The organism is Halomonas fontilapidosi, from assembly GCF_014192285.1.
GTDB classification, from domain to species: domain Bacteria; phylum Pseudomonadota; class Gammaproteobacteria; order Pseudomonadales; family Halomonadaceae; genus Halomonas; species Halomonas fontilapidosi.
Genome location: NZ_JACHXQ010000011.1, coordinates 1 through 18,234 on the forward strand (window position 1 = coordinate 1; position 18,234 = coordinate 18,234).

Consider the following 18,234-nt stretch of genomic DNA (forward strand, 5'->3'; position numbering starts at 1 on the left):
CCCGCTACGACAAGTTGGCCAGCAGCTTCAAAGCGATGGTATGCCTGGCCTGCATAGATCGCTGCTTGCGTGCCAACTTTTCAGACAGAACCTAGCTTCGCCCGGCTGGTGCCATTGCCCAGCGGCTCCACTTGGATCTGCACCGGGATGCGCTCATGCATCTCCTGCACGTGGGAGATCACGCCGACGCGGCGGCCCAGCGCCTGCAGGCCGTCGAGTGCCTCCATGGCCAGCGCCAGGGATTGCGGGTCGAGGCTGCCGAAGCCTTCGTCGATGAACAGCGATTCGATGGTGAGCTCGCCCGAGGCCATGGAGGCGAGCCCCAGGGCGAGCGCCAGCGAGACCAGGAAGGTCTCGCCACCGGAGAGGGAGTGCACCGAGCGGCGCTCATCGCCCATATCGAAGTCTTCTACCAGCAGGCCCAGCGGGCTGCCGCCGCGCACCAGTCGATAGCGACGGCTCAGGCCGGCCAGGTGTACGTTGGCGTGCTCGAGCAACTGCTCCAGGTTGTAGGCCTGGGCGATGCGCCGGAAGGTCTTGCCGTCGGCGGAGCCGATCAGCTCGCTGATCTGACCCCAGCGGCGGAACTCGGCCTGGGCGGCGTCCAGCTCGGCCTGGCCGGCCTTGCGGCGCTCACGCTTGCGCTCGTCGTCGCTGAGCGCGAAGGCGGCCTGGTCGCGGACCCGCTGGGCCTCGTCCAGGCGAGGAGCCAGCTCGGCCTGTGCCTCGCTCAGGGCCTCGTGGCGGCGTTGTAGTGTCTCGGCCACGGCGTGGCTGATCAGCGCTTCGTCGCCGTCTTCCTCGCTGGTTTCCTCGCTGTTGCCCTCGATCAGCCCCTGGTCGCGGCGGTGGCGCAGCAGGGCGTCGCGCCGTTCGGCCAGAGTGGCGGCGGCGCGCTGGCGGGCCTGGTCGGCTGCTTCGAGCCGCTGTTCCTCCTGCCGGGCCTCCTCCTCGGACTGGCCGAGCAATCGCGCCAGGGTGGCATCGCTCAGCTCGGGATGCGCCTGACGCCATTCGGTGAGCTCGCGGGCCAGGGTCTTCTGCTCCTGGCGTCGCTGGTCGAGCTGCTCGGCCTCGTGCCTGGCCTGCTGGGCGAGGCGCTGGTGCGCATGCTGGGCCTTGTGCAGCCTCGCCTGGGCGTCATCACGCCTATTTCGGGCGCGCTCCTGGGCCCTGTCGAGTTGCTGCTGCCAGGCGTCCGGCGAGGCGTGATCGCCGAGTCTTGCAGCGAGGGCGCGGGCGAGTTCGTCGCGCTGCTGCCGCAGGGGAGGCAAACGTTCGTCGAGGTCGCCAAGCTCCCGGACGAGCTCGCCATGGCGGGCCTCGAGACGCGCGAGCGCCACCCGGCCCTCCTGCAGTGCCTGCTCCAGCGGTGCCAGCTCGGCCTCGGCCTTGGCCAGTTCATCCAGGCGCTGTTGTTCCCGGTGGCGCTGGGTCTCGCTTTGCTCACTCTGGGTCTGTAGCCAGCCCTCGCGCTCGGGCTCGCTGATGGTGGCGAATTCTTCCTGCAGGGGATGCGCCTCCAGGGCCTGGCGGGCGCTATCCCGCTGGCGCTCGGTCGTTGCCTTGTCCTGCCGATGCTGAGCGAGGGCGGCCTCCACGGCGCGGTACTCGCCCAGCAGCTCATCGCGCCGCTGCTGGGCCGCGTCGCGCGCTTCGCGGGCCTCGCTGAGCTGGCGGGCTTCCTCCGCCTCCTGGGCCTCAAGCTGGGCGGCCTCCGGCGTGGCCGGCGGATGCTGCCGCCAGGGGTGATCGTGGCCACCGCACACCGGGCAGGGCTCGCCCTCCTGCAGGGCCTCGCGCAGCCGCACCACGCTCTCACTGCGCACCGCGCGGCTGCGATCGATCAGCGCGCCGATGCTGTCGAGATGGCTCTGGGCCCTGTCCAGCTGTTCTCGGGCGGTCTGCCCCTCGGCCAGCAATCGGTCACGACGGCTCTCATCCTCGCTGAGGTGCCTGGCCAGATTCGTCAGGGCCAGTTCGCAGCGGCGGAGTTCCTGCCAGCGGCTGGTCAGCTCCTCCAGCGCCAGATGACGCCGGGCGGCTCGGTCGTGCGCCTGCTGGGCAGCCTGGCGGGCCTCATCCAGATGTGAGTGAGCGCCCACCCACTGCTCGAGAGCTGCCTGCCACTCCTTGCGTTGCCGTTCCTTGGCCTGCTGATTCTCTTTGGCCCTGCAATGCTCGCGGGCAAGGGCGTCGGCCTGTGTCTGCTGCAGGGTGCGGGCCGCCTCCAGGTCGCTGAGCTGTTTCTCCTGGGTGGCAAGGCGCTGGGCCTCCACCCTGGCCTCGTGAAGGGCGGGCTCGGCGCGGCGTCGGGCCTCGGTGGCCTCGTTGAGTGCCTGCTCGGCCTGCGTCTGAGCGGTCTCTGCCGCCTGCTGCTCGGCCGCAACGGCGTCCCGCGCTTGCACGGTCTCGGCGTGAGCCGATTCCAGGGCGGCGATCTCGCCGGGCAGGGCGGCCTGGCGGGTAAAGGCATGGCGCCGCGGGGCAATCAGCCGGCGCCACTTGCGGTCGGCCCGCAGATCAGCGAGCGCGTGCCACTCCGCGTCGGCTGTCTCTTGCCGTGCCAGACCATCGCGGTAGGCCGCGTGCCGCCGGTCATCCTCCTCGTGCCAGCGGCGCTTGGCCTGGAGCGATTCCGCCTGGGCCTGCAGGTCAGTGAGTGCCTGCTGGGTGGCAGTGGCAGCGTGTTCCAGCTCGCTGCGAGCCTCGGCGTCGGCGGGTCGGTCGTCGGCCAGCTTCGCTTCCAGAGCATCCACGGCCTTCCTGGCCTCGCTGGCACGGCGGTAGGCGGCCATGGAGATCGCCGAGTACTCGGCGGTGCCGGTAAGGCGCTCCAGCAGGTCGCTGCGCTCATTGTCATCGGCCTGGAGGAAGGCGGCGAACTCGCTCTGGGCGAGCAGCACGGCGCGGGTGAACTGGTCGAAGGTGAGCCCCAGGCGCTCCGGCAGCAGGCGGTCGAACTCGCGCTTCTGGGTAGTGAGCAGCCGGTCGTCTTCGAGGTCGCGCAGTGACTGCTCGGCCTTCTGCAGCTTGCCGGCCACCTTTTCCCGGGCGCGCCGCACCGCCCAGCGGGCGCGGTAGCGGCGTCCGTCGCGGCCCAGGAAGTCCACCTCGGCGAAGCCGGCAGCGGTACCGCGGCGCAGCAGGGTGCGCGGGTCGCTGGTGGTCAGCGTGGAGTCCGCCGTGTCGTCGATCTGGCTGTCGCGAGCGGGCGCCCGGCGCAGCCGTGGCGTGCTGCCATAGAGTGCCAGGCACAGGGCGTCGAGCAGCGTGCTCTTGCCGGCGCCGGTGGGGCCGGTAATGGCGAAGAGGCCCGCGTCGCGCAGCGGGGCCACGGTGAAGTCGAGCGCCAGCGGGCCGGGCAGCGAGGCCAGGTTCTCCAGGCGCAGGGCGAGAATCCTCATGTACGGCCCTCCTGGTCACCTGCACCGTCGGCATCGTCAGCGTCGGCGTCGAGCACGTCCTGGCAGAGCCGGTCGAAGTCGGCAAGCACGTTGTCACCCGGTGGCTGGCCCCAGTGTTGCGCCCAGGTGCGTTCGAAGAGCTTGCGTGGGCCGAGGGTCTCCAGGTCGACATGCGCCTGCTGCGCCTCGCGCTCGACCCGGGGCAGGCGACGCTCGAGGCGCAGCAGGCGCAGCGCCTTGCCTTCAAGGGCCGCCTCCACCCGGGCACGCAGGTCGGGAATCGGCGCGTCGAGTTCGACACGAACCTCCAGCCAGGGCCAGTGCTCTCGCGATAGCGCCCGACCCCGAGCGGGTGATAACTCCCACCCCCGAGCGCCAGACAGGTCGGGATCGTCGTTCAGCGCCTCGAGCTCGGCCAGTACCTTATCGAGGGGCGCAGGGCCAACGCGCAGCATGGCCACCGGGCGCGGCACGGGGAGCGTCTCTGTCGCGGCCAGGGCCTCGCCGTCGAGGGTGACCTCCACCACCTGATGGGGGTAGGCTACCTCGCTGAAGTCCAGCGGCAGGGGACTGCCGCTGTAGCGGATGCGCGCTTCGCCGACCTGCTGGGCGCGGTGCAGGTGGCCCAGCGCCACGTAGGCGATGTCAGGCGGGAAGAGGGTGGCGGAGATCGCTTCCTCGCCGCCGATCACGATGGGCCGCTCGCTGGCCTCGGAGACCGCCGCGCCGTGCAGGTGGGCGTGGCTCATCGCCACCAGCGCCTGACCGGGCCGGCGCCGGGCGCGCGCGGCCTCGATCAGCTGGGCGTGAACGCGGCTGATGCCGCTGACGTAGTCGTTGGGCGCCGCCTCGTCGATCGCCTCGCTGGCCAGCGCTGAACCGGTCACCTCGGCAGGGCGCAGGAAGGGCAACGCCAGGCACCAGGCGCGGGTCTCGCCGTTTGCGTCGGTGAGTGGCACCAGCAGGTGCTCGGCGTCCAGGCTGCCGTCGTCCAGCCAGCGCACCCGGCCCAGGGCGTGGGTGCGCAGCCGGCGCATCAGCGGGGCCGGCAGCTCGATGCGGTTGCCGCTGTCGTGGTTACCGGCGATCAGCACGATGTCGAGGAGCGGCAGCCGCTGGTGAGCGGAGACGATGAAGTCATAGAGCAGCTCCTGGGCGCGCAGCGAAGGATTGACCACGTCGAAGATATCGCCGGCCACCAGCAGGGCGTCGGCACGGCGTTCCACCAGGGTGTCGAGCAGCCAGCCGAGAAAGGCGCGATGCTCGGCATGGCGCTCCTGGCCATGGAAGCTCTGGCCCAGGTGCCAGTCGGCGGTATGAATCAGTTTCATCAGGTCTCCCTTCCTGCCTGCGTGCCGGGGGCGATAGTCTACGTCACTCACAAGCGGCTGTTCAGGAGTCTCCATGCCGAGCGCAGATCTCCACGACTGGAACCTTGCCCCGCGTGAGGCCATCGCCCTGCAGACGCGCCTGGCCGGGTATGTGGAACGCGCCGACCGCCTGGAGCCGGTACGCCGGATCGCCGGGGTGGATATCGGCTTCGAACAGGGTGGCGAGATCACTCGTGCCGCGGTGGTGGTGCTGGCCTGGCCGCCGCAGGCCTCAGGCGAGTCCGAGCCGGCAACCCTGGAGCCGGCAACCTTGGAGATAGTGGAGCAGGTTGTGCATCGCGAGCCGACGCGTATGCCCTATGTGCCAGGGCTGTTATCGTTTCGCGAAGTGCCGGCGGCGCTGGCCGCCTTCGAGCGGCTGACGATGACGCCGCAACTGGTGATGGTGGATGGTCAGGGCATTGCCCATCCGCGGCGGATTGGCGTGGCCAGCCACCTGGGGCTGTGGCTCGACCTGCCGACCATTGGCGTTGCCAAGTCGCGGCTGTGCGGACGCCACACTGAGCCGGGACCCGAGCGCGGCGACTGGACGCCGCTGGTGGATGGCCCGGATGACGAAGTGATCGGCGCGGTGCTGCGCTCGCGAGTGAAGGTGAAGCCGATCTTTGTCTCGCCGGGGCATCGCGTGTCGCTGGCCACGGCGATCGACTGGGTGACGCGCTGCCTGGGGCGCACCAAGCTGCCGGAGCCGACCCGGCTGGCGGATCGCCTGGCCTCGCGGCGCGGTGAGCGTCGATAGGGGCAGATCAGAAGAGAGCCGGGGGGTATAGTGCAACACGTATCTTTTGCTCCCCACGCTGCCGAGACGATCATGAGAGTACCCCCCGACCCCCTTGCCGCCACCCGTACCTGGGTGGAGACCTTCGTGGTTGCCCGCGACGTCTGTCCCTTCGCCGGCCGTGAGGTCGCCCGCGACAGCGTCCGCTATGTGGCGGTGCCGGCCGACGATCCCGAGGCCGCGCTGCTGGCGCTGTTCGATGAGTGCCGCCATTTGGATGCCACCCCCGAGGTAGAAACCACCCTGCTGGTGCTGACGCCGGGGCTCGAGGCCTTCGACGACTACCTGGACCTGCTGGAGGTCGCCGAGGCGCTGCTCGCCGAGCAGGGTTATGAGGGCACCTATCAGCTGGCGAGCTTTCACCCTGAGTACGTCTTCGCGGATGCCGAGCCGGAGGATCCCGCCAATTTCACCAACCGTTCACCCTTCCCGATGTGGCATTTGCTGCGCGAGGCGGGGCTGGAACGGGCGCTCAACCACCACCCCGACCCGGCGAGCATCCCGGCGCGCAATATCGCGGCCATGCGCGAGCTGGGTCATGATGTCCTGTCGGATGCACTCGCCAGGTTGCAGGGCCGCGTCTAGACAATATCCAGCGGCGTCTTGTGGGTCGGCGCTGGGAAGGCGGCGTCGAGGCGGGCCAGGTGCTCGGCATCCAGCTCGACCGCCAGCGCAGCCGCGTTCTGCTCCACATGCGCGAGGCGGGTGGCCTTGGGAATCGCGATCACGTCTCTGTGGCCATTGACCGAGCGAATTGCCCAGGCCAGCAGCAGCTGGGCGGCCGTGATGCCGAGCTCCGCGGCAATGTCGGTCACTTCGGGGTGAGTGAGCAGGTTGCGGCGCAGCCCACCCGCCTGGGCCAGCGGGCAGTAGGCCATGGTGGGGATGCCCCGCGCGCGCTGCCAGGGCAGCAGCGAGTGTTCGATGCCCCGCGAGCCCAGATGGTAGAGCACCTGGTTCACCGCGCAGGTCTCGCCGTCGGGCAGGGCACTCAGCGCGGCCATCTCGTCGACGTCGAAGTTGGAGACGCCGAAGCGACGGATCTTGCCCGCCTCGCGCAGTCGCTCGAAGGCCTCCAGGGTCTCCTCCAGCGGGATTTTGCCCGGCCAGTGCAGCAGGTAGAGGTCGAGGTGATCGGTGCGAAGACGCCTGAGGCTCGCCTCGCAGGCGGCGATGGCGCTCTCGCGTCCGGCGTTCCAGGGATAGACCTTGGAGACCAGGAAGGCCGCGTCGCGGTGACCCGCCAGCGCCTCGCCCACCACGTCCTCGGCGCCGCCATCGCCATACATCTCGGCGGTGTCGATCAGGGTCAGGCCATGGGCCAGGCCATGCTGCAGGGCCCGTACCTCGTCACGGCGCGGGGCCAGCCCCTCGCCGAGGTACCAGGTGCCCTGGCCGATGGCCGGCAGGTCGATGGCCGGCTCATGGGCGGTGGCGGCGAGCTGCACGCTGGGCGATTTCGGCATGGGAACCTCTCTCGTGAGTGTTGTGGAAATAGTTTCCATGAAGTCTGGCTGCTGACCGTCTTCGATGCAATCGGCCTTGTGTCAGGAGATGGGCATCCCCATGCTGTATGGTGAAGTGGCAACGGTTCGTACCTGACAACGATAAGGAGTCGACATGAGCATTCACAAAACTGGTAGTGCAGTCTGGCAGGGCGGTCTCAAGGACGGCAAAGGCACCGTGTCCACCCAGAGTGGCGTGATCCAGGACGTCCCCTACAGCTTCGCCAAGCGCTTCGAGGGCGAGGCGGGGTCCAATCCGGAGGAGCTGATCGGCGCCGCCCATGCCAGCTGCTACTCCATGGCCCTGTCGATGATCCTGGGAGAGGCCGGCCTGACCGCCGAGCGCATCGCCACCGAGGCCAAGGTGACCCTGGCGGAGGTCGAGGGCGGTTTCGCCATTACGGCCATCCACCTCGACACCGTGGCGAAGATCCCGGACGCCGACGATGCGGCGTTTCAGGACGCGGCCAACAAGGCCAAGGAGGGCTGCCCGGTCTCGAAGCTGTTCAATGCCGAGATCACTCTCTCGGCCAAGCTGGAAGGCTAACGACAGACAGCCGGTCTGATCGACCGGCTCATATCGACGCCGGGGCCACCCATGGGTGGCCCCGGCGTTCTTGTATCGGGCGCCTTGGCGTGGCGGGCCGCTGTGGTTTCCCGAGTCGCGCTACGAAGAGGCGATGCCGCGTTTGGCGGCCTTGACCAGGGCACGAACCAGTCGCTGCTGAGGGCGATTGAAGACCAGCCATTCGGGGTGCCACTGTACGCCGATCAGGAACTCGTGGTCGCGAGACTCGATACCCTGCACCAGGCCATCGCGGTCACGGGCGACGATCTCGATGCCTTTTCCCGTTCGCTGTACCGCCTGATGGTGCAGGCTGTTGATACGGCACCAGCTGACCTTGAGGATGCGATGCAGCTGGCTGTCGGCGACGATATCCACGGTCTTGCGAGGCAGCACGGTACGCCGCCGCTTGAGGCCTTCATGGGTGGTGTAGATATCCGGGTCGAGGGTGCCGCCCTGGTAGACATTGATCAGCTGCGCGCCGCGGCAGATACCCAGTACGGGCTTGCCCTCAGGGATGAAGCGCTCCAGCAGTTCGAGTTCGAGCTCGTCGCGCTGTGGGTCGAGGCGGACGTCGAGTTGCACCTCGGCGTTGTAGAGGTGGGCCTGGATATCGTCCCCGCCGCCGATGATCAGGCCATCGAGGGCGTCGGGGAAGGGGCGCATGGGCGACAGCCGCAGCGGGCGTCCACCGTGGCGCCAGACGGCGAACCAGTCGAACCACCAGGCGATACGGCTCTTGGCGTCGGAGGTGGTGATACCGATCAGGGGGCGTGTGGAATGACTCATCGGCGCGTCACCCAGCGGCGCAGGCGGGTGAGCCAGCGGCGCGGCAGAGAGGGGCGGTGACGCGCCAGGAACTGTTCGCTTCTCTCGGCCAGCGTGTCCGGGGTGGTGGCCAGGCGCTCGACTTCCAGCCAGCGGTTCCACTCGGCCACCGCCCCCCAGCCCGGCTCGGAGAGCTGGGCATTGGGCAGTCGATAGTGAAAGGTGGGGCGTGGCTTGACCAGCTTGGTGCGCAGCAGCTCATGGGGGTGGTCCGGGCGCAGGTAGGCGAACAGTGGAAACATGTCCAGTTCGCGGTTTCGGGTCGGGTTATCGGCCAGATAGTCGTCGATCAGGGTGTCCAGGTCCGGTGCATAATCCGGGTCGAGTATCTTGAGCGCATAGGCTCGGGGAAAAGGGTTGGCGTGCGGCAGGACCTCGCGGGTGATATCCACGTGAATCTGCTCGCGCAGCCAGGCGGCGCTCAGCAGGTAGGCCCGCAGGTAGGCCAGCAGGCTTTCCGCTTCGAGGCTTGGCACCTCGGGATTGAGGTGCAGGCCGAAGCCATAGAGCAGACTGGCGTCGGTGCCCTTGGCGCCCTGGTAGCGCAGTGCCTCGAAGAGGGCATCGAGCTCTTCGAGCTCGTCCCAGGGGACCGGCGGACAAACGATCTCGGTGGGCACCAGGCCGGTGACCACATCGCCGATCAGCTCCCGGGTCCGGGTATGGAAATCCAGGCGCATGCGCGCCCATTCGCTGTCGCCGGCGGCCTCGGCATCCACCACGGCCTCGTCCGGATGCGCATACTGGGTGTCCAGCTCGATGCCGAATTCGCCCCAGCGGGTGCCGGCCACCCTGAGGCGATGAGGGCTCAGTACCTCGATGGTGCCGCCGAACAGCTCGCCGACCAGCTCTGCTGTCTTGCGAGGTGGCAGGCCGGCAAACTCGATCTCGACACCGACGCGACGCGTCTTGCCGTCAGCATTGCGCGGTTCGGGTGGCGATTGTGGCGTCATGTCGGCATCCTGTAATGCGTGATGTCGGCAGCCTATCATATTGCCCCGCGCAGCATGGGCGCGGGGTTCACCAGGGAGATCAAATGCCAGGGAGTCTAACGAGTGCCTGACGCAAACCGCATGCTGCTGCTGATGCGCAGCCTGCTGGGCTGTCTGCTGCTGCTGTCGACGGCGGCCCTGGCCCAGTCCACGCCTCTTTCCGTCCTGACACCGGGCAGCGGGGAGCAGCCCGCTTCCCACGATCCCGAGGCCTTCCAGGCCTCGCTGGATGAGGTGATCACCACGCTCGAGGATGCCGAACAGCGCCAGGCCCTGCTGGAGAGCCTGCGCCAGCTGCAGCAGAGCCATCAACCGGCGGCCGAGGACGCCGGCATCACCCGTCCCCAGGGCCTTCTTGGTGCCCTGGCGGATACCATCAACGACCTCGGCGAACAGGCCGAGGCCGGCCAGTCGCCGATGGACGAATGGCGGCGGCAGCTTCGCCAGGGCTGGTCCGATCTGGTGGACCTGATGGTGCAGACCGGCAATGCCGAGCTGCTGCGCTTCGTCATCGAAATGACCGTGCTACTGGTGATCTGGGCCGGGCTGCTGGTGATCCTGATCGCCCTTGGGCGGCTGCTGGCCAAGCGCCGCGATTGGCCGCTGGACCTGCCTCGCGAGCCACGCGCCTGGCTGCTGATTGTGCACTTCCTGCGCCGCATGCTGCCGTGGACGCTGGCGTTTTTGCTGGTGCTGGGCATCGCCCAACTGGTGCCGGAGAGTTCGGGCCGCACCGCATCGCTGGTCATTGCCTATATCGCGCTCTGCGGGCGTACCCTGTCGGTGGTGGTGGAGACGGTAATCTCGGTATTTACCAGCGGTCATCGCTTCATCGCCGTCCAGATCCTCCAGCAGCAGAGCCTCAGGCCGCTGTTCGTCATTGGCGCGCTGATCGCGCTGGGCGATGCCTTCAACTCCGCTCGCCTCTCGGGGATCATGGGCGACGATCTGGCGAGCCTGATGTCGGTGCTGGCCAACGTGCTGGCGGCACTGATCAGTGGTCGCTTCATCCTGCGCTTCAAGCGGCCCATCAAGCACTTGATCCGTAACCGTCCCTATTCCTTGCGACGCGACAAAGGTAGCTCCTCCGAGGTGGTTCGGCTGGTTGGCGGCTTGTGGCATGTGCCGGCCATGTTGCTGGTGGGAGGCTCGCTGCTGGCGATCTTCATCACGGTGGGTGATGTGGGGACGGCGCTGGCCCGCTCGATCATCTCCGCATCGCTGCTGGTGCTGACCCTGGTCGTCACTGGCCTGATCCGACGGCACGGCGAGCGTCGCGCCAAGCGCCGCCGGCTGAGCGACTATCGCAAGCGCCTGGAGCGCTTCGGCTATGCGCTGGCTCATGTGCTGGCCTGGATCGCCTTTGCGGAGCTTTCGCTGCAGGTATGGGGGGCGTCGCTGATCGGGATCGGCCAGCAGGGGGTGGCCAGTGTGCGCATCGGCCAGGCGCTGCTGGCGATTGGCTTCACCGTGCTGCTGGCCTGGTTGATCTGGATCTTTGCCGACACCGCCATCCAGCGCGCCCTGACCAGCCCCGCACGGGCCCGCGGGCGCCGGGTCAACCTGGCGCGCGCGCAGACCATCACGCCGATGATCCGTAACATCATCTTTGCCACCATCGTGATCGTTGCCTCGATCGTCGGCCTGGCCAACCTCGGCGTGAACGTCACGCCGCTGCTGGCCGGTGCGGGGGTGATCGGCCTGGCCGTCGGTTTCGGCGCCCAGACCCTGGTACAGGACCTGATCACCGGCATCTTCATCCTCATCGAGGATTCGCTGGCGGTGGACGACTTCGTCAGGATCAATGGCCACATTGGCACCGTCGAGGGGCTGACGCTGCGTACCGTACGCCTGCGCGACCTGGACGCGGTCGTCCACATCATCACCTTCAGTCGCATCGAGTCCATCCACAACATGTCGCGCCAGTTCGGCATCGCCTTGATGCGGGTCCGCATCCCCTTCGACATGAAGATCGACGATGCCACCACCCTGATGCAGGAGACCGCGCTGGAACTGCGCCGGGATCCGATGATGCGCCACTACATCTGGTCGCCGCTCGAGATGCAGGGCATCGACAGTTTCGACGACGGCTGCGCCATCCTGCGCATGCGCTTCCGTACGGCGCCAGAAATGCAGTGGGACGTGTCACGGGCCTTCAACCTGCTGCTCAAGCAGCGCATGGAGCAGCAGTCCGTCGACCTCGGCGTGCCGCGGCTCAGCGTCAGCATGGAAGGACGTGGCGGGGGCCGCCTGGATGGAACCGGCGAGGGCGCCGAGGAGCGCGATGCCAGCGGTCGGCAGCCCGGTGAGGCCGGTATCGCCGACCCCGCCGGCGATACCAGCCCCCGAGGCAGCTCCCCGGACCCGGTCTAGTCACGCATGGCGCGGCATGGGATCACTGTCGAACGTCGCGACAGCCTGCCTCTGAAGGTCTCCCGCCTGTGCCGTGAGGGGGCCTTCCCTTGGCTGGAGCCGGTTCATGAGGAGTGGCTATGGACGCAAAGGCAGCAGGCGAGCGAATTTTGGATATAACGTCTAGTTTTAGTGAACGTTGTAAAGGATCAACAGCTTTCGTGAGCATTGGCAGGCTGCTCGTGCTGGATAAACGTGCTGGCACGTTCGCACCGGCATAGAGTGCGTCTTTACTATCTGTTAGCCCATCGACAAAGGGGGGAGGAGATGACTGATCCCGGCCGCTACTCGGCTATATCTACTATCAATCATTGGGTTACCGCATTGCTTGTCGTCGTGATGCTTGTGCTCGGCTTCGCAGCGGGGGCAGCACCCTCAGAGGCGATAGCAGAATATGTGATGGCGGTTCATATTTCGTTGGGATTCTTTGTGTTGATCTTCGTCGCCTGGAGGGTGATGTTCAGGCTGTACGAAGGCTTCCCCGCAAACGTCGGGCCAACGGCAATGGAGCGCTGGGCTGCCTATTTGGTACACCGGGCGATACTCATTCTACTCGCACTCCAGGTCGTCAGTGGACCAATGTATCTGTTCACGGAGAACGAATGCATGGATGTCTTCGGGTGGTTTTCCGTTTGCGTACCACTGGAGAGCCTATCGATTATCCATGAGCCTATGGAATGGATCCATTTGAACATTGGCATATATGTCCTTCCGGCTTTACTTATGCTGCATTTTCTCGGCGCCATCCGGCACTACGCAGTGGACAAGAGACAGGAAACACCTTCAGACCTGTAAGCCATTTCGCGTTGCAGCTCTAACAAGGGCAGCAACCGGCGCAGGGTTAACCGTCGGCTTCAGAACGAGCGATCCGCTGCTTCGCCGTTCCAAATCGGCGCGTTAGCCGAGCGTTATATCGGTACAACCTGATCGTGCTTCCCGTCAAAAGATCGAACGGGCCGTTAGCTTTACCTTTTCCTGTCCCCCATCGGCGTCGCCTTACAGTGTCTCTTCCAGGAGCATGGCGAGCCGCTTATGGTGCAGGGCATCGGCGGCCGCGTCGTAGGACGGGGCATCCTTGGCGGTGAAGCCGTGGGCGGCGCCCTTGTAGAGCTCCGTGGTGAAGTGCACGCCGGCCCGGGCCAATGCCTCGTCCAGGCGGGCGATCTGCTCGGGCGGCAACAGCGCATCCTGGTCGGCATGACCGAAATAGACCCGCGCTTCGATGGCATTGACCACCTGCGCGGGACTGTCGGGACCGTCATCCGGTGCCAGGCGAGCCGAGTGGAAGCCGGCCGCGGCGGCCACGCGATCAGGGTGTTGGGCCGCCATGCGCAGTGCGAAAGCGCCGGTCATGCAGTAGCCGACCACGCCCACCTCGCCGTGTGCGAACTCGGCTTCGCTATCGAGGCAGCTCAGCAGGGCGCGGAAGTCTCGAGCCTGTGCTTCGGGTGTCAGGCGGGCGGCATAGTCGAGCAGGGTCGGCCGCACGTCCGGGTCGCGAAAGGACGTGCCCTCCGGTACCACCCTGCCTGCTGCGTCGCGGTAGTAGAGGTTGGGCATCAGCACGGCGTAGCCGTTGTCGGCGATCTGCTGGGCCTTCTCGTGATAGCAGGGGCGCAGGCCGCCGATATCGGAGAACAGCACCACCGCCGGCAGCGGGCCGGCGGCGTTGTCGGGCGTGACGATATAGGCATCGATGGTGCCGTCGGCGGCGGGAATGTCGATGGCGCGAAACATGAGCAGGCTCCGACGTTTCCAGAGTGAGAGACGAAAGCATAGCCGCTGTCACCAGTCTTGCAGGGCCTAGGGGCTCAGGTTCTCGGGCCCGAAGGAGTCCGGCAGCAGCGCCTCCATGTCGTACGTCTTGAGCAATCCGCCCTCGGCATCCACCACGCGGATGCGGGTCTCGGGGGTGGCGAACTCGCGGATGCGCTGGCGGCAGTCGCCGCAGGGCGTGCAGAGGTGCCGGCCGGGACCGATCACCCAGACCTCGCGCAGCTGGCGCTCGCCGGCGCTGGCCATGGCGGCGAGCGCCGAGGCCTCGGCGCAGATGCCCTTGTAGTGGGCCACCTCCACGTTGGCCCCGGCGTAGCGGGTGCCGCTCTCGCTGACTACCAGGGCGCCCACCGGATGGCGGGAGTAGGGCGCATAGGCGCGCTCGCGCACCGCCAGCAGTGCCGCGACGATGTCGGTATCGACGGTCTCGTTCATGACGTGATTCCCTTTGCCGCGTCATCGCGCAGCACGCTCTCCAGGGCGATCTCCATCATCTCGTCGAAGCTTCGCTCGCGCGCGGTGCTGTCGAGGGAGTCGCCCTTGAGGATATGGTCGGAGACGGTACAGACGGTGGCCGCGCGGGCGCCGAACTCGGCGGCAACACCATAGAGGCCGGCGGCCTCCATCTCCACGCCGACGATAGCGTAGCGTTTGAGCAGCTCGGCGGTCTCCGGCCGCGGGTCGTAGAAGAGATCCGCCGAAAAGAGGTTGCCGATCCGCGCTGCCACGCCAAGATCACTGGCGGCGTCGGCCAGCGCTCGCGTCAGGGCGAAGTCGGCGGTGGCGGCGAAGTCCATGCCGCCGAACCGCGTGCGGTTGACGCCGGAGTCGGTGCAGGCACCCAGGCCGATCACGACGTCGCGCACCGCCACGTCGTCGCGTACCGCACCGCACGAACCGACACGAATCAGCGTGCCCACGCCGTACTCGGTGATCAGCTCCTTGGCGTAGATGGAGACCGAGGGAATGCCCATGCCATGGCCCATCACCGAGATCTCGCGGCCCTTGTAGCGTCCGGTATAGCCGGACATGCTGCGCACCGTGTTGACCTCGCGCACCTCGTCGAGAAAGGTCTCGGCGATGTAGCGGGCGCGCAGCGGGTCGCCGGGCATCAGTACGGTATCGGCGAAATCGCCGCGCTCGGCATTGATATGGGGTGTGGCCATCAGTGACCTCCCGTTGCGTTGGATAGCGGGGTGGAAGACGCGGCAGATGGAAGAAAGCTCTCGCCGTCGTCCATGGGCGCAAGGCCCAGGTGGCTCGCCAGGCTCTGGCCGATGTCGGCGAAGGTCTCGCGGGCCCCCAGCGGGCCCGCGGTGAGGCCGGCGCCCAGCGCCAGCACCGGAATGTGCTCGCGAGTATGGTCGGTGCCCGTCCAGGTGGGGTCGCAGCCATGGTCAGCGGTGAGAATCAGCAGGTCATCGTCCTGCAGCTTGCCCAGCAGCTCGGGCAGGCGAGCGTCGAAGTGCTCGAGGGCTGCGGCGTAGCCGGCCACGTCACGGCGGTGACCGTGAACCATGTCGAAATCCACGAAGTTGGTCATGATCAGGCTGTGCGCGCCGGTGTCGTCCATGGCCGCCAGGGTGGCATCCATCAGGGCGTCATGGCCGCTGGCCTTCAGCGTTCGCGTGATGCCGCAGTGGGCGTAGATATCGGCGATCTTGCCGATGCCCACCACCGTGCCGCCATCGTCATGCAGCTTCTGAAGCACCGTCGGGGCGGGTGGCTCGACGCTGTAGTCGCGACGATTTGCCGTGCGGGTGAAGCTGGCGGCGTCCGTGCCGGCCGCCCTTTCGCCGAGAAAGGGGCGGGCGATCACCCGGCCGATGTTGTAGGGCGCGAGCAGCCGGCGGGCGGTCTCGCAGACAGAATAGAGCCGCTCCAGGCCGAAAGCCTCTTCATGGGCGGCGATCTGGAACACCGAGTCTGCCGAGGTATAGACGATGGGCTTGCCACTCTCGACGTGTGCCTCGCCGAGCCGGGTGATGATCTCGGTGCCGGAGGCGTGGCAGTCGCCGATTACGCCGGGTAGCCCCGCCTCCTGCACCAGGGCCTCAAGCAACTCGGGCGGGAAACTCTGCTGCTTGTTCGGGAAATAGCCCCACTCGAAGCGCACCGGGACGCCGGCGATTTCCCAGTGACCGGAGGGCGTGTCCTTGCCGGAGGAGAGCTCCCGGGCATGGCCCCAGGCGCCGACGACCGCGTCAGGCAGCGTGAGGCCCTCGGCCCAGTTGCCGGTGCTGGCGTGGTGGGCATGCAAGAGCCCCAGGCGTGCCAGATTCGGCAGCTCTAGCGGCCCTTGGCGGCCCGCGCCGGGGCCACTTGGAAGGTCGCATGCTCCGCGGGCACAGGCGGCGGCGATATGACCCAGGGTATCGGCACCGGCATCGCCGAAACGGGCGGCATCCGGCGTTGCGCCGATGCCGAAGGAGTCGAGCACGAGCACGATGGCGCGGGTCATGGGGCCTCCCGACGGATGATGTCATGAATCAGCGGTAGGGACGTGACAGGGCCATCGCCTACCTGGATGGCGTCGCGGACCTGCCGGGCAGCCCGATCGGCGTCGTCGGCGCTGGCGGCGTGAACCAGCGCCAGCGGGCGCTCGGCGTCCACGGCTTCGCCCAGGGAAGCGATGCGTGATAGCCCGACGGCGGGGTCGATGGCCTCGCCGGGGGCGCGTCGGCCACCGCCAAGGGCCACCACGGCCAGGCCCAGGGCGCGGGTATCGATCTCCTCGATCCGGCCTGGGTGCGTGGCATGCACTGCTCGAGTGACCGGCGCCTCGGGCAGATAGCGGCCGGGGTCCTCCAGCAGGTCACGGGGGCCGCCGAGCCCGGCCACCATGCGCGCAAAACGCTCGGCGGCCGCTCCTGAGGCCAGCGTCTCGTCGAGCCGCACCAGGGCCGCATCGCGAGAGTCGGCCAGGCGGCCAGCCAGCAGCAGCTCGGCGGCCAGGTCGCGGGTGACGGCCAGCAGGCGGCCGTGGCGCTTCTCGCCGCCGAGCAGGCGCAGCGCCTCGCGCACTTCGATGGCATTGCCGGCGCAGGGGGACAGCGGCTGACTCATGTCGGTGACCAGCGCGGTGGTCGGTGTCCCGGCCCGGCTTGCCACCTCGGCGATGGTCTCGGCGAGTTCACGAGATTTTTCGGCAGTGGGCATAAAGGCCCCGCTGCCGCTCTTGACGTCCATCACCAGCGCATCCAGGCCGCAGGCCAGCTTCTTGCCGAGAATCGAGCTGACGATCAGCGGCAGCGACTCCACGGTGGCGGTGACGTCGCGCACCGCGTAGAGGCGGCTGTCGGCCGGCGCCAGGTCGGCGGTCTGGCCGATGATCGCCACGCCGACTTCCTTGACCAGGCGGCGAAAGGTGGCGGTATCCGGCGTGACGGAGTAGCCGGGGATCGCCTCAAGCTTGTCCAGCGTGCCGCCGGTATGGCCCAGTCCACGGCCGGAGACCATCGGCACGTGCCCGCCACAGGCGGCGATCCAGGGGCCGAGCACCAGCGAGACGAGGTCGCCCACGCCGCCGGTGGAGTGCTTGTCGAGCACCGGCCCGGGCAGGTCGAGGTCGGGCCAGGCGAGCACCTCGCCGGAGTCGCGGATCGCCTCGGTCAATGCCACCGTCTCCTCGGCCTCCATGCCCCGCAGGAAAATCGCCATGGCCAGGGCTCCCACCTGGGCATCCGAGAGGCTGCCATCGGCGATGCCGGCGACCAGCTGCCGGATCGCGTCGCGGCCCAGGGCGAGGCCGTCGCGCTTGGCGCGGATCAGTTCCTGGGGGAGCGTCTGGCGGCCCATCAGTCGTCCTCGGACGTCGCGTTGCCCTGGCCGTCGCCGCGCAGGGTCTCCAGCAGGTTGCCGAGCAGCCCCGAGGCGCCGAAGCGCAAGTGAGCTGGCGTAATCCAGGCCACGCCCATCAGGCGCTCGGCGAGTTGCAGATAGGCCAGGGCGTCCTCGACGGTACGCACGCCACCGGCGGCCTTGAAACCGACGTCGCGGCCGCTGTCACGGATCACGCTCAACAGCGTCTCGGCCGCTTCCAGGGTGGCGTTGACCGCCACCTTGCCGGTGGAGGTCTTGAGGAAGTCGGCACCGCCTTCCAGGGCCAGCTCGCCGGCGCGGCGGATCAGGGCCGGATCCTTGAGCTCGCCGGTCTCCAGGATCACCTTGAGCGTGGCATCGCCGGCGGCCTGCTTGCAGGCCTCGACCAGCTCGCGGCCGGTCTCCTCGTCGCCGGCCATCAGGGCGCGCCAGGGGAAGACCACATCGACCTCGTCGGCGCCGGAGGCCGCGGCCGCGCGGGTTTCGCGGGCGGCCGCCATGATGTCGTCGTTGCCGTGGGGAAAGTTGGTGACCGTGGCCACCTTGACGATGCCTTCGAGGCCGTGGGCCTTCAGCGCGCGCCGTGCGGTAACCACGAAAGCCGGGTAGATGCAGACCGCCGCCGGCGTGCCGGCGGGTGTCTTGGCGCTCTGGCAGAGCGCCTCGATGGTAGCGTCGCTGTCGTCGTCATTGAGACTGGTAAGGTCCATCAGCGCCAGGGCCTGGCGCGCGGCCTGCTGCAGTTCGGTCATGGAAGT

16 protein-coding genes are annotated in these 18,234 nt (G+C 67.8%); 5 read left to right on the plus strand and 11 right to left on the minus strand.

Translation table 11 applies throughout. The features are described 5' to 3' along the window. Window positions 1–80: 80 nt before the first annotated feature. Window positions 81–3,407, minus strand: coding sequence for an AAA family ATPase (locus FHR95_RS14095; protein WP_183314897.1), 3,327 nt, complete (start codon window positions 3,405–3,407; stop codon window positions 81–83). Continuing rightward, on the minus strand, window positions 3,404–4,738 hold the full coding sequence (locus FHR95_RS14100) for an exonuclease SbcCD subunit D (RefSeq protein WP_183314898.1): 1,335 nt from the start codon (window positions 4,736–4,738) through the stop codon (window positions 3,404–3,406). Before FHR95_RS14100 ends, FHR95_RS14095 begins: the two co-directional genes overlap by 4 nt. Window positions 4,739–4,811: 73 nt before the next feature. Between FHR95_RS14100 and nfi the strand changes: the two genes are divergently transcribed. Both nfi and FHR95_RS14110 read left to right on the plus strand, forming a co-directional pair. Then, on the plus strand, window positions 4,812–5,537 hold the full coding sequence (gene nfi / locus FHR95_RS14105; RefSeq protein WP_183314899.1) for a deoxyribonuclease V: 726 nt from the start codon (window positions 4,812–4,814) through the stop codon (window positions 5,535–5,537). Between the two features lie 72 nt (window positions 5,538–5,609). Then, the gene (locus tag FHR95_RS14110) at window positions 5,610–6,161 is read left to right on the plus strand and encodes a DUF1415 domain-containing protein (RefSeq protein WP_183314900.1); all 552 of its coding nucleotides are present in this window, start codon (window positions 5,610–5,612) and stop codon (window positions 6,159–6,161) included. Here the strand turns inward: FHR95_RS14110 and FHR95_RS14115 are convergent. Continuing rightward, the gene (locus tag FHR95_RS14115; protein ID WP_183314901.1) at window positions 6,158–7,042 is read right to left on the minus strand and encodes an aldo/keto reductase; all 885 of its coding nucleotides are present in this window, start codon (window positions 7,040–7,042) and stop codon (window positions 6,158–6,160) included. The genes FHR95_RS14110 and FHR95_RS14115 overlap by 4 nt on opposite strands. Window positions 7,043–7,196: 154 nt before the next feature. Here FHR95_RS14115 and FHR95_RS14120 point away from each other — a divergent pair, with 154 nt between their 5' ends. After that, window positions 7,197–7,628, plus strand: coding sequence for an OsmC family protein (locus FHR95_RS14120; protein ID WP_183314902.1), 432 nt, complete (start codon window positions 7,197–7,199; stop codon window positions 7,626–7,628). A gap of 120 nt (window positions 7,629–7,748) precedes the next feature. Here the strand turns inward: FHR95_RS14120 and FHR95_RS14125 are convergent, their stop codons facing one another. Continuing rightward, window positions 7,749–8,435, minus strand: coding sequence for a gamma-glutamyl-gamma-aminobutyrate hydrolase family protein (locus FHR95_RS14125; protein WP_040185749.1), 687 nt, complete (start codon window positions 8,433–8,435; stop codon window positions 7,749–7,751). After that, complete coding sequence (locus FHR95_RS14130) at window positions 8,432–9,427, minus strand: amidoligase family protein (protein WP_040185750.1); 996 nt, start codon at window positions 9,425–9,427, stop codon at window positions 8,432–8,434. Before FHR95_RS14130 ends, FHR95_RS14125 begins: the two co-directional genes overlap by 4 nt. Window positions 9,428–9,559: 132 nt before the next feature. Here FHR95_RS14130 and FHR95_RS14135 point away from each other — a divergent pair, with 132 nt between their 5' ends. After that, window positions 9,560–11,839: a mechanosensitive ion channel domain-containing protein gene (locus tag FHR95_RS14135; RefSeq protein ID WP_425485306.1), complete on the plus strand. Its 2,280-nt coding sequence runs from the start codon at window positions 9,560–9,562 to the stop codon at window positions 11,837–11,839. 306 nt (window positions 11,840–12,145) lie between these two features. Then, entirely contained in the window at window positions 12,146–12,673 is a 528-nt protein-coding gene (locus FHR95_RS14140) for a cytochrome b (protein ID WP_183314903.1), read from the plus strand. A 201-nt stretch (window positions 12,674–12,874) separates the two neighbouring features. On the opposite strand, the gene FHR95_RS14145 is transcribed toward FHR95_RS14140, so the two are convergent. The 6 genes from FHR95_RS14145 to deoC all read right to left on the minus strand — a co-directional run bounded on the left by FHR95_RS14145 (window position 12,875) and on the right by deoC (window position 18,228). Then, window positions 12,875–13,615, minus strand: a complete 741-nt coding sequence (locus FHR95_RS14145) for a dienelactone hydrolase family protein (RefSeq protein ID WP_040185752.1) — start codon at window positions 13,613–13,615, stop codon at window positions 12,875–12,877. Between the two features lie 66 nt (window positions 13,616–13,681). Beyond that, window positions 13,682–14,089, minus strand: coding sequence for a cytidine deaminase (cdd, locus tag FHR95_RS14150; RefSeq protein WP_183314904.1), 408 nt, complete (start codon window positions 14,087–14,089; stop codon window positions 13,682–13,684). Then, entirely contained in the window at window positions 14,086–14,820 is a 735-nt protein-coding gene (gene deoD / locus FHR95_RS14155; protein ID WP_183314905.1) for a purine-nucleoside phosphorylase, read from the minus strand. The genes cdd and deoD overlap by 4 nt, the downstream gene beginning before the upstream one ends. Next, the gene (locus tag FHR95_RS14160) at window positions 14,820–16,115 is read right to left on the minus strand and encodes a phosphopentomutase (RefSeq protein ID WP_183314906.1); all 1,296 of its coding nucleotides are present in this window, start codon (window positions 16,113–16,115) and stop codon (window positions 14,820–14,822) included. Before FHR95_RS14160 ends, deoD begins: the two co-directional genes overlap by 1 nt. Continuing rightward, window positions 16,112–17,452 (minus strand): thymidine phosphorylase, encoded by a 1,341-nt coding sequence (deoA, locus tag FHR95_RS14165; RefSeq protein ID WP_183314907.1) that lies wholly within the window; start codon window positions 17,450–17,452, stop codon window positions 16,112–16,114. Before deoA ends, FHR95_RS14160 begins: the two co-directional genes overlap by 4 nt. Next, complete coding sequence (gene deoC, locus FHR95_RS14170; protein WP_040185762.1) at window positions 17,452–18,228, minus strand: deoxyribose-phosphate aldolase; 777 nt, start codon at window positions 18,226–18,228, stop codon at window positions 17,452–17,454. Before deoC ends, deoA begins: the two co-directional genes overlap by 1 nt. Window positions 18,229–18,234: the final 6 nt, after the last annotated feature.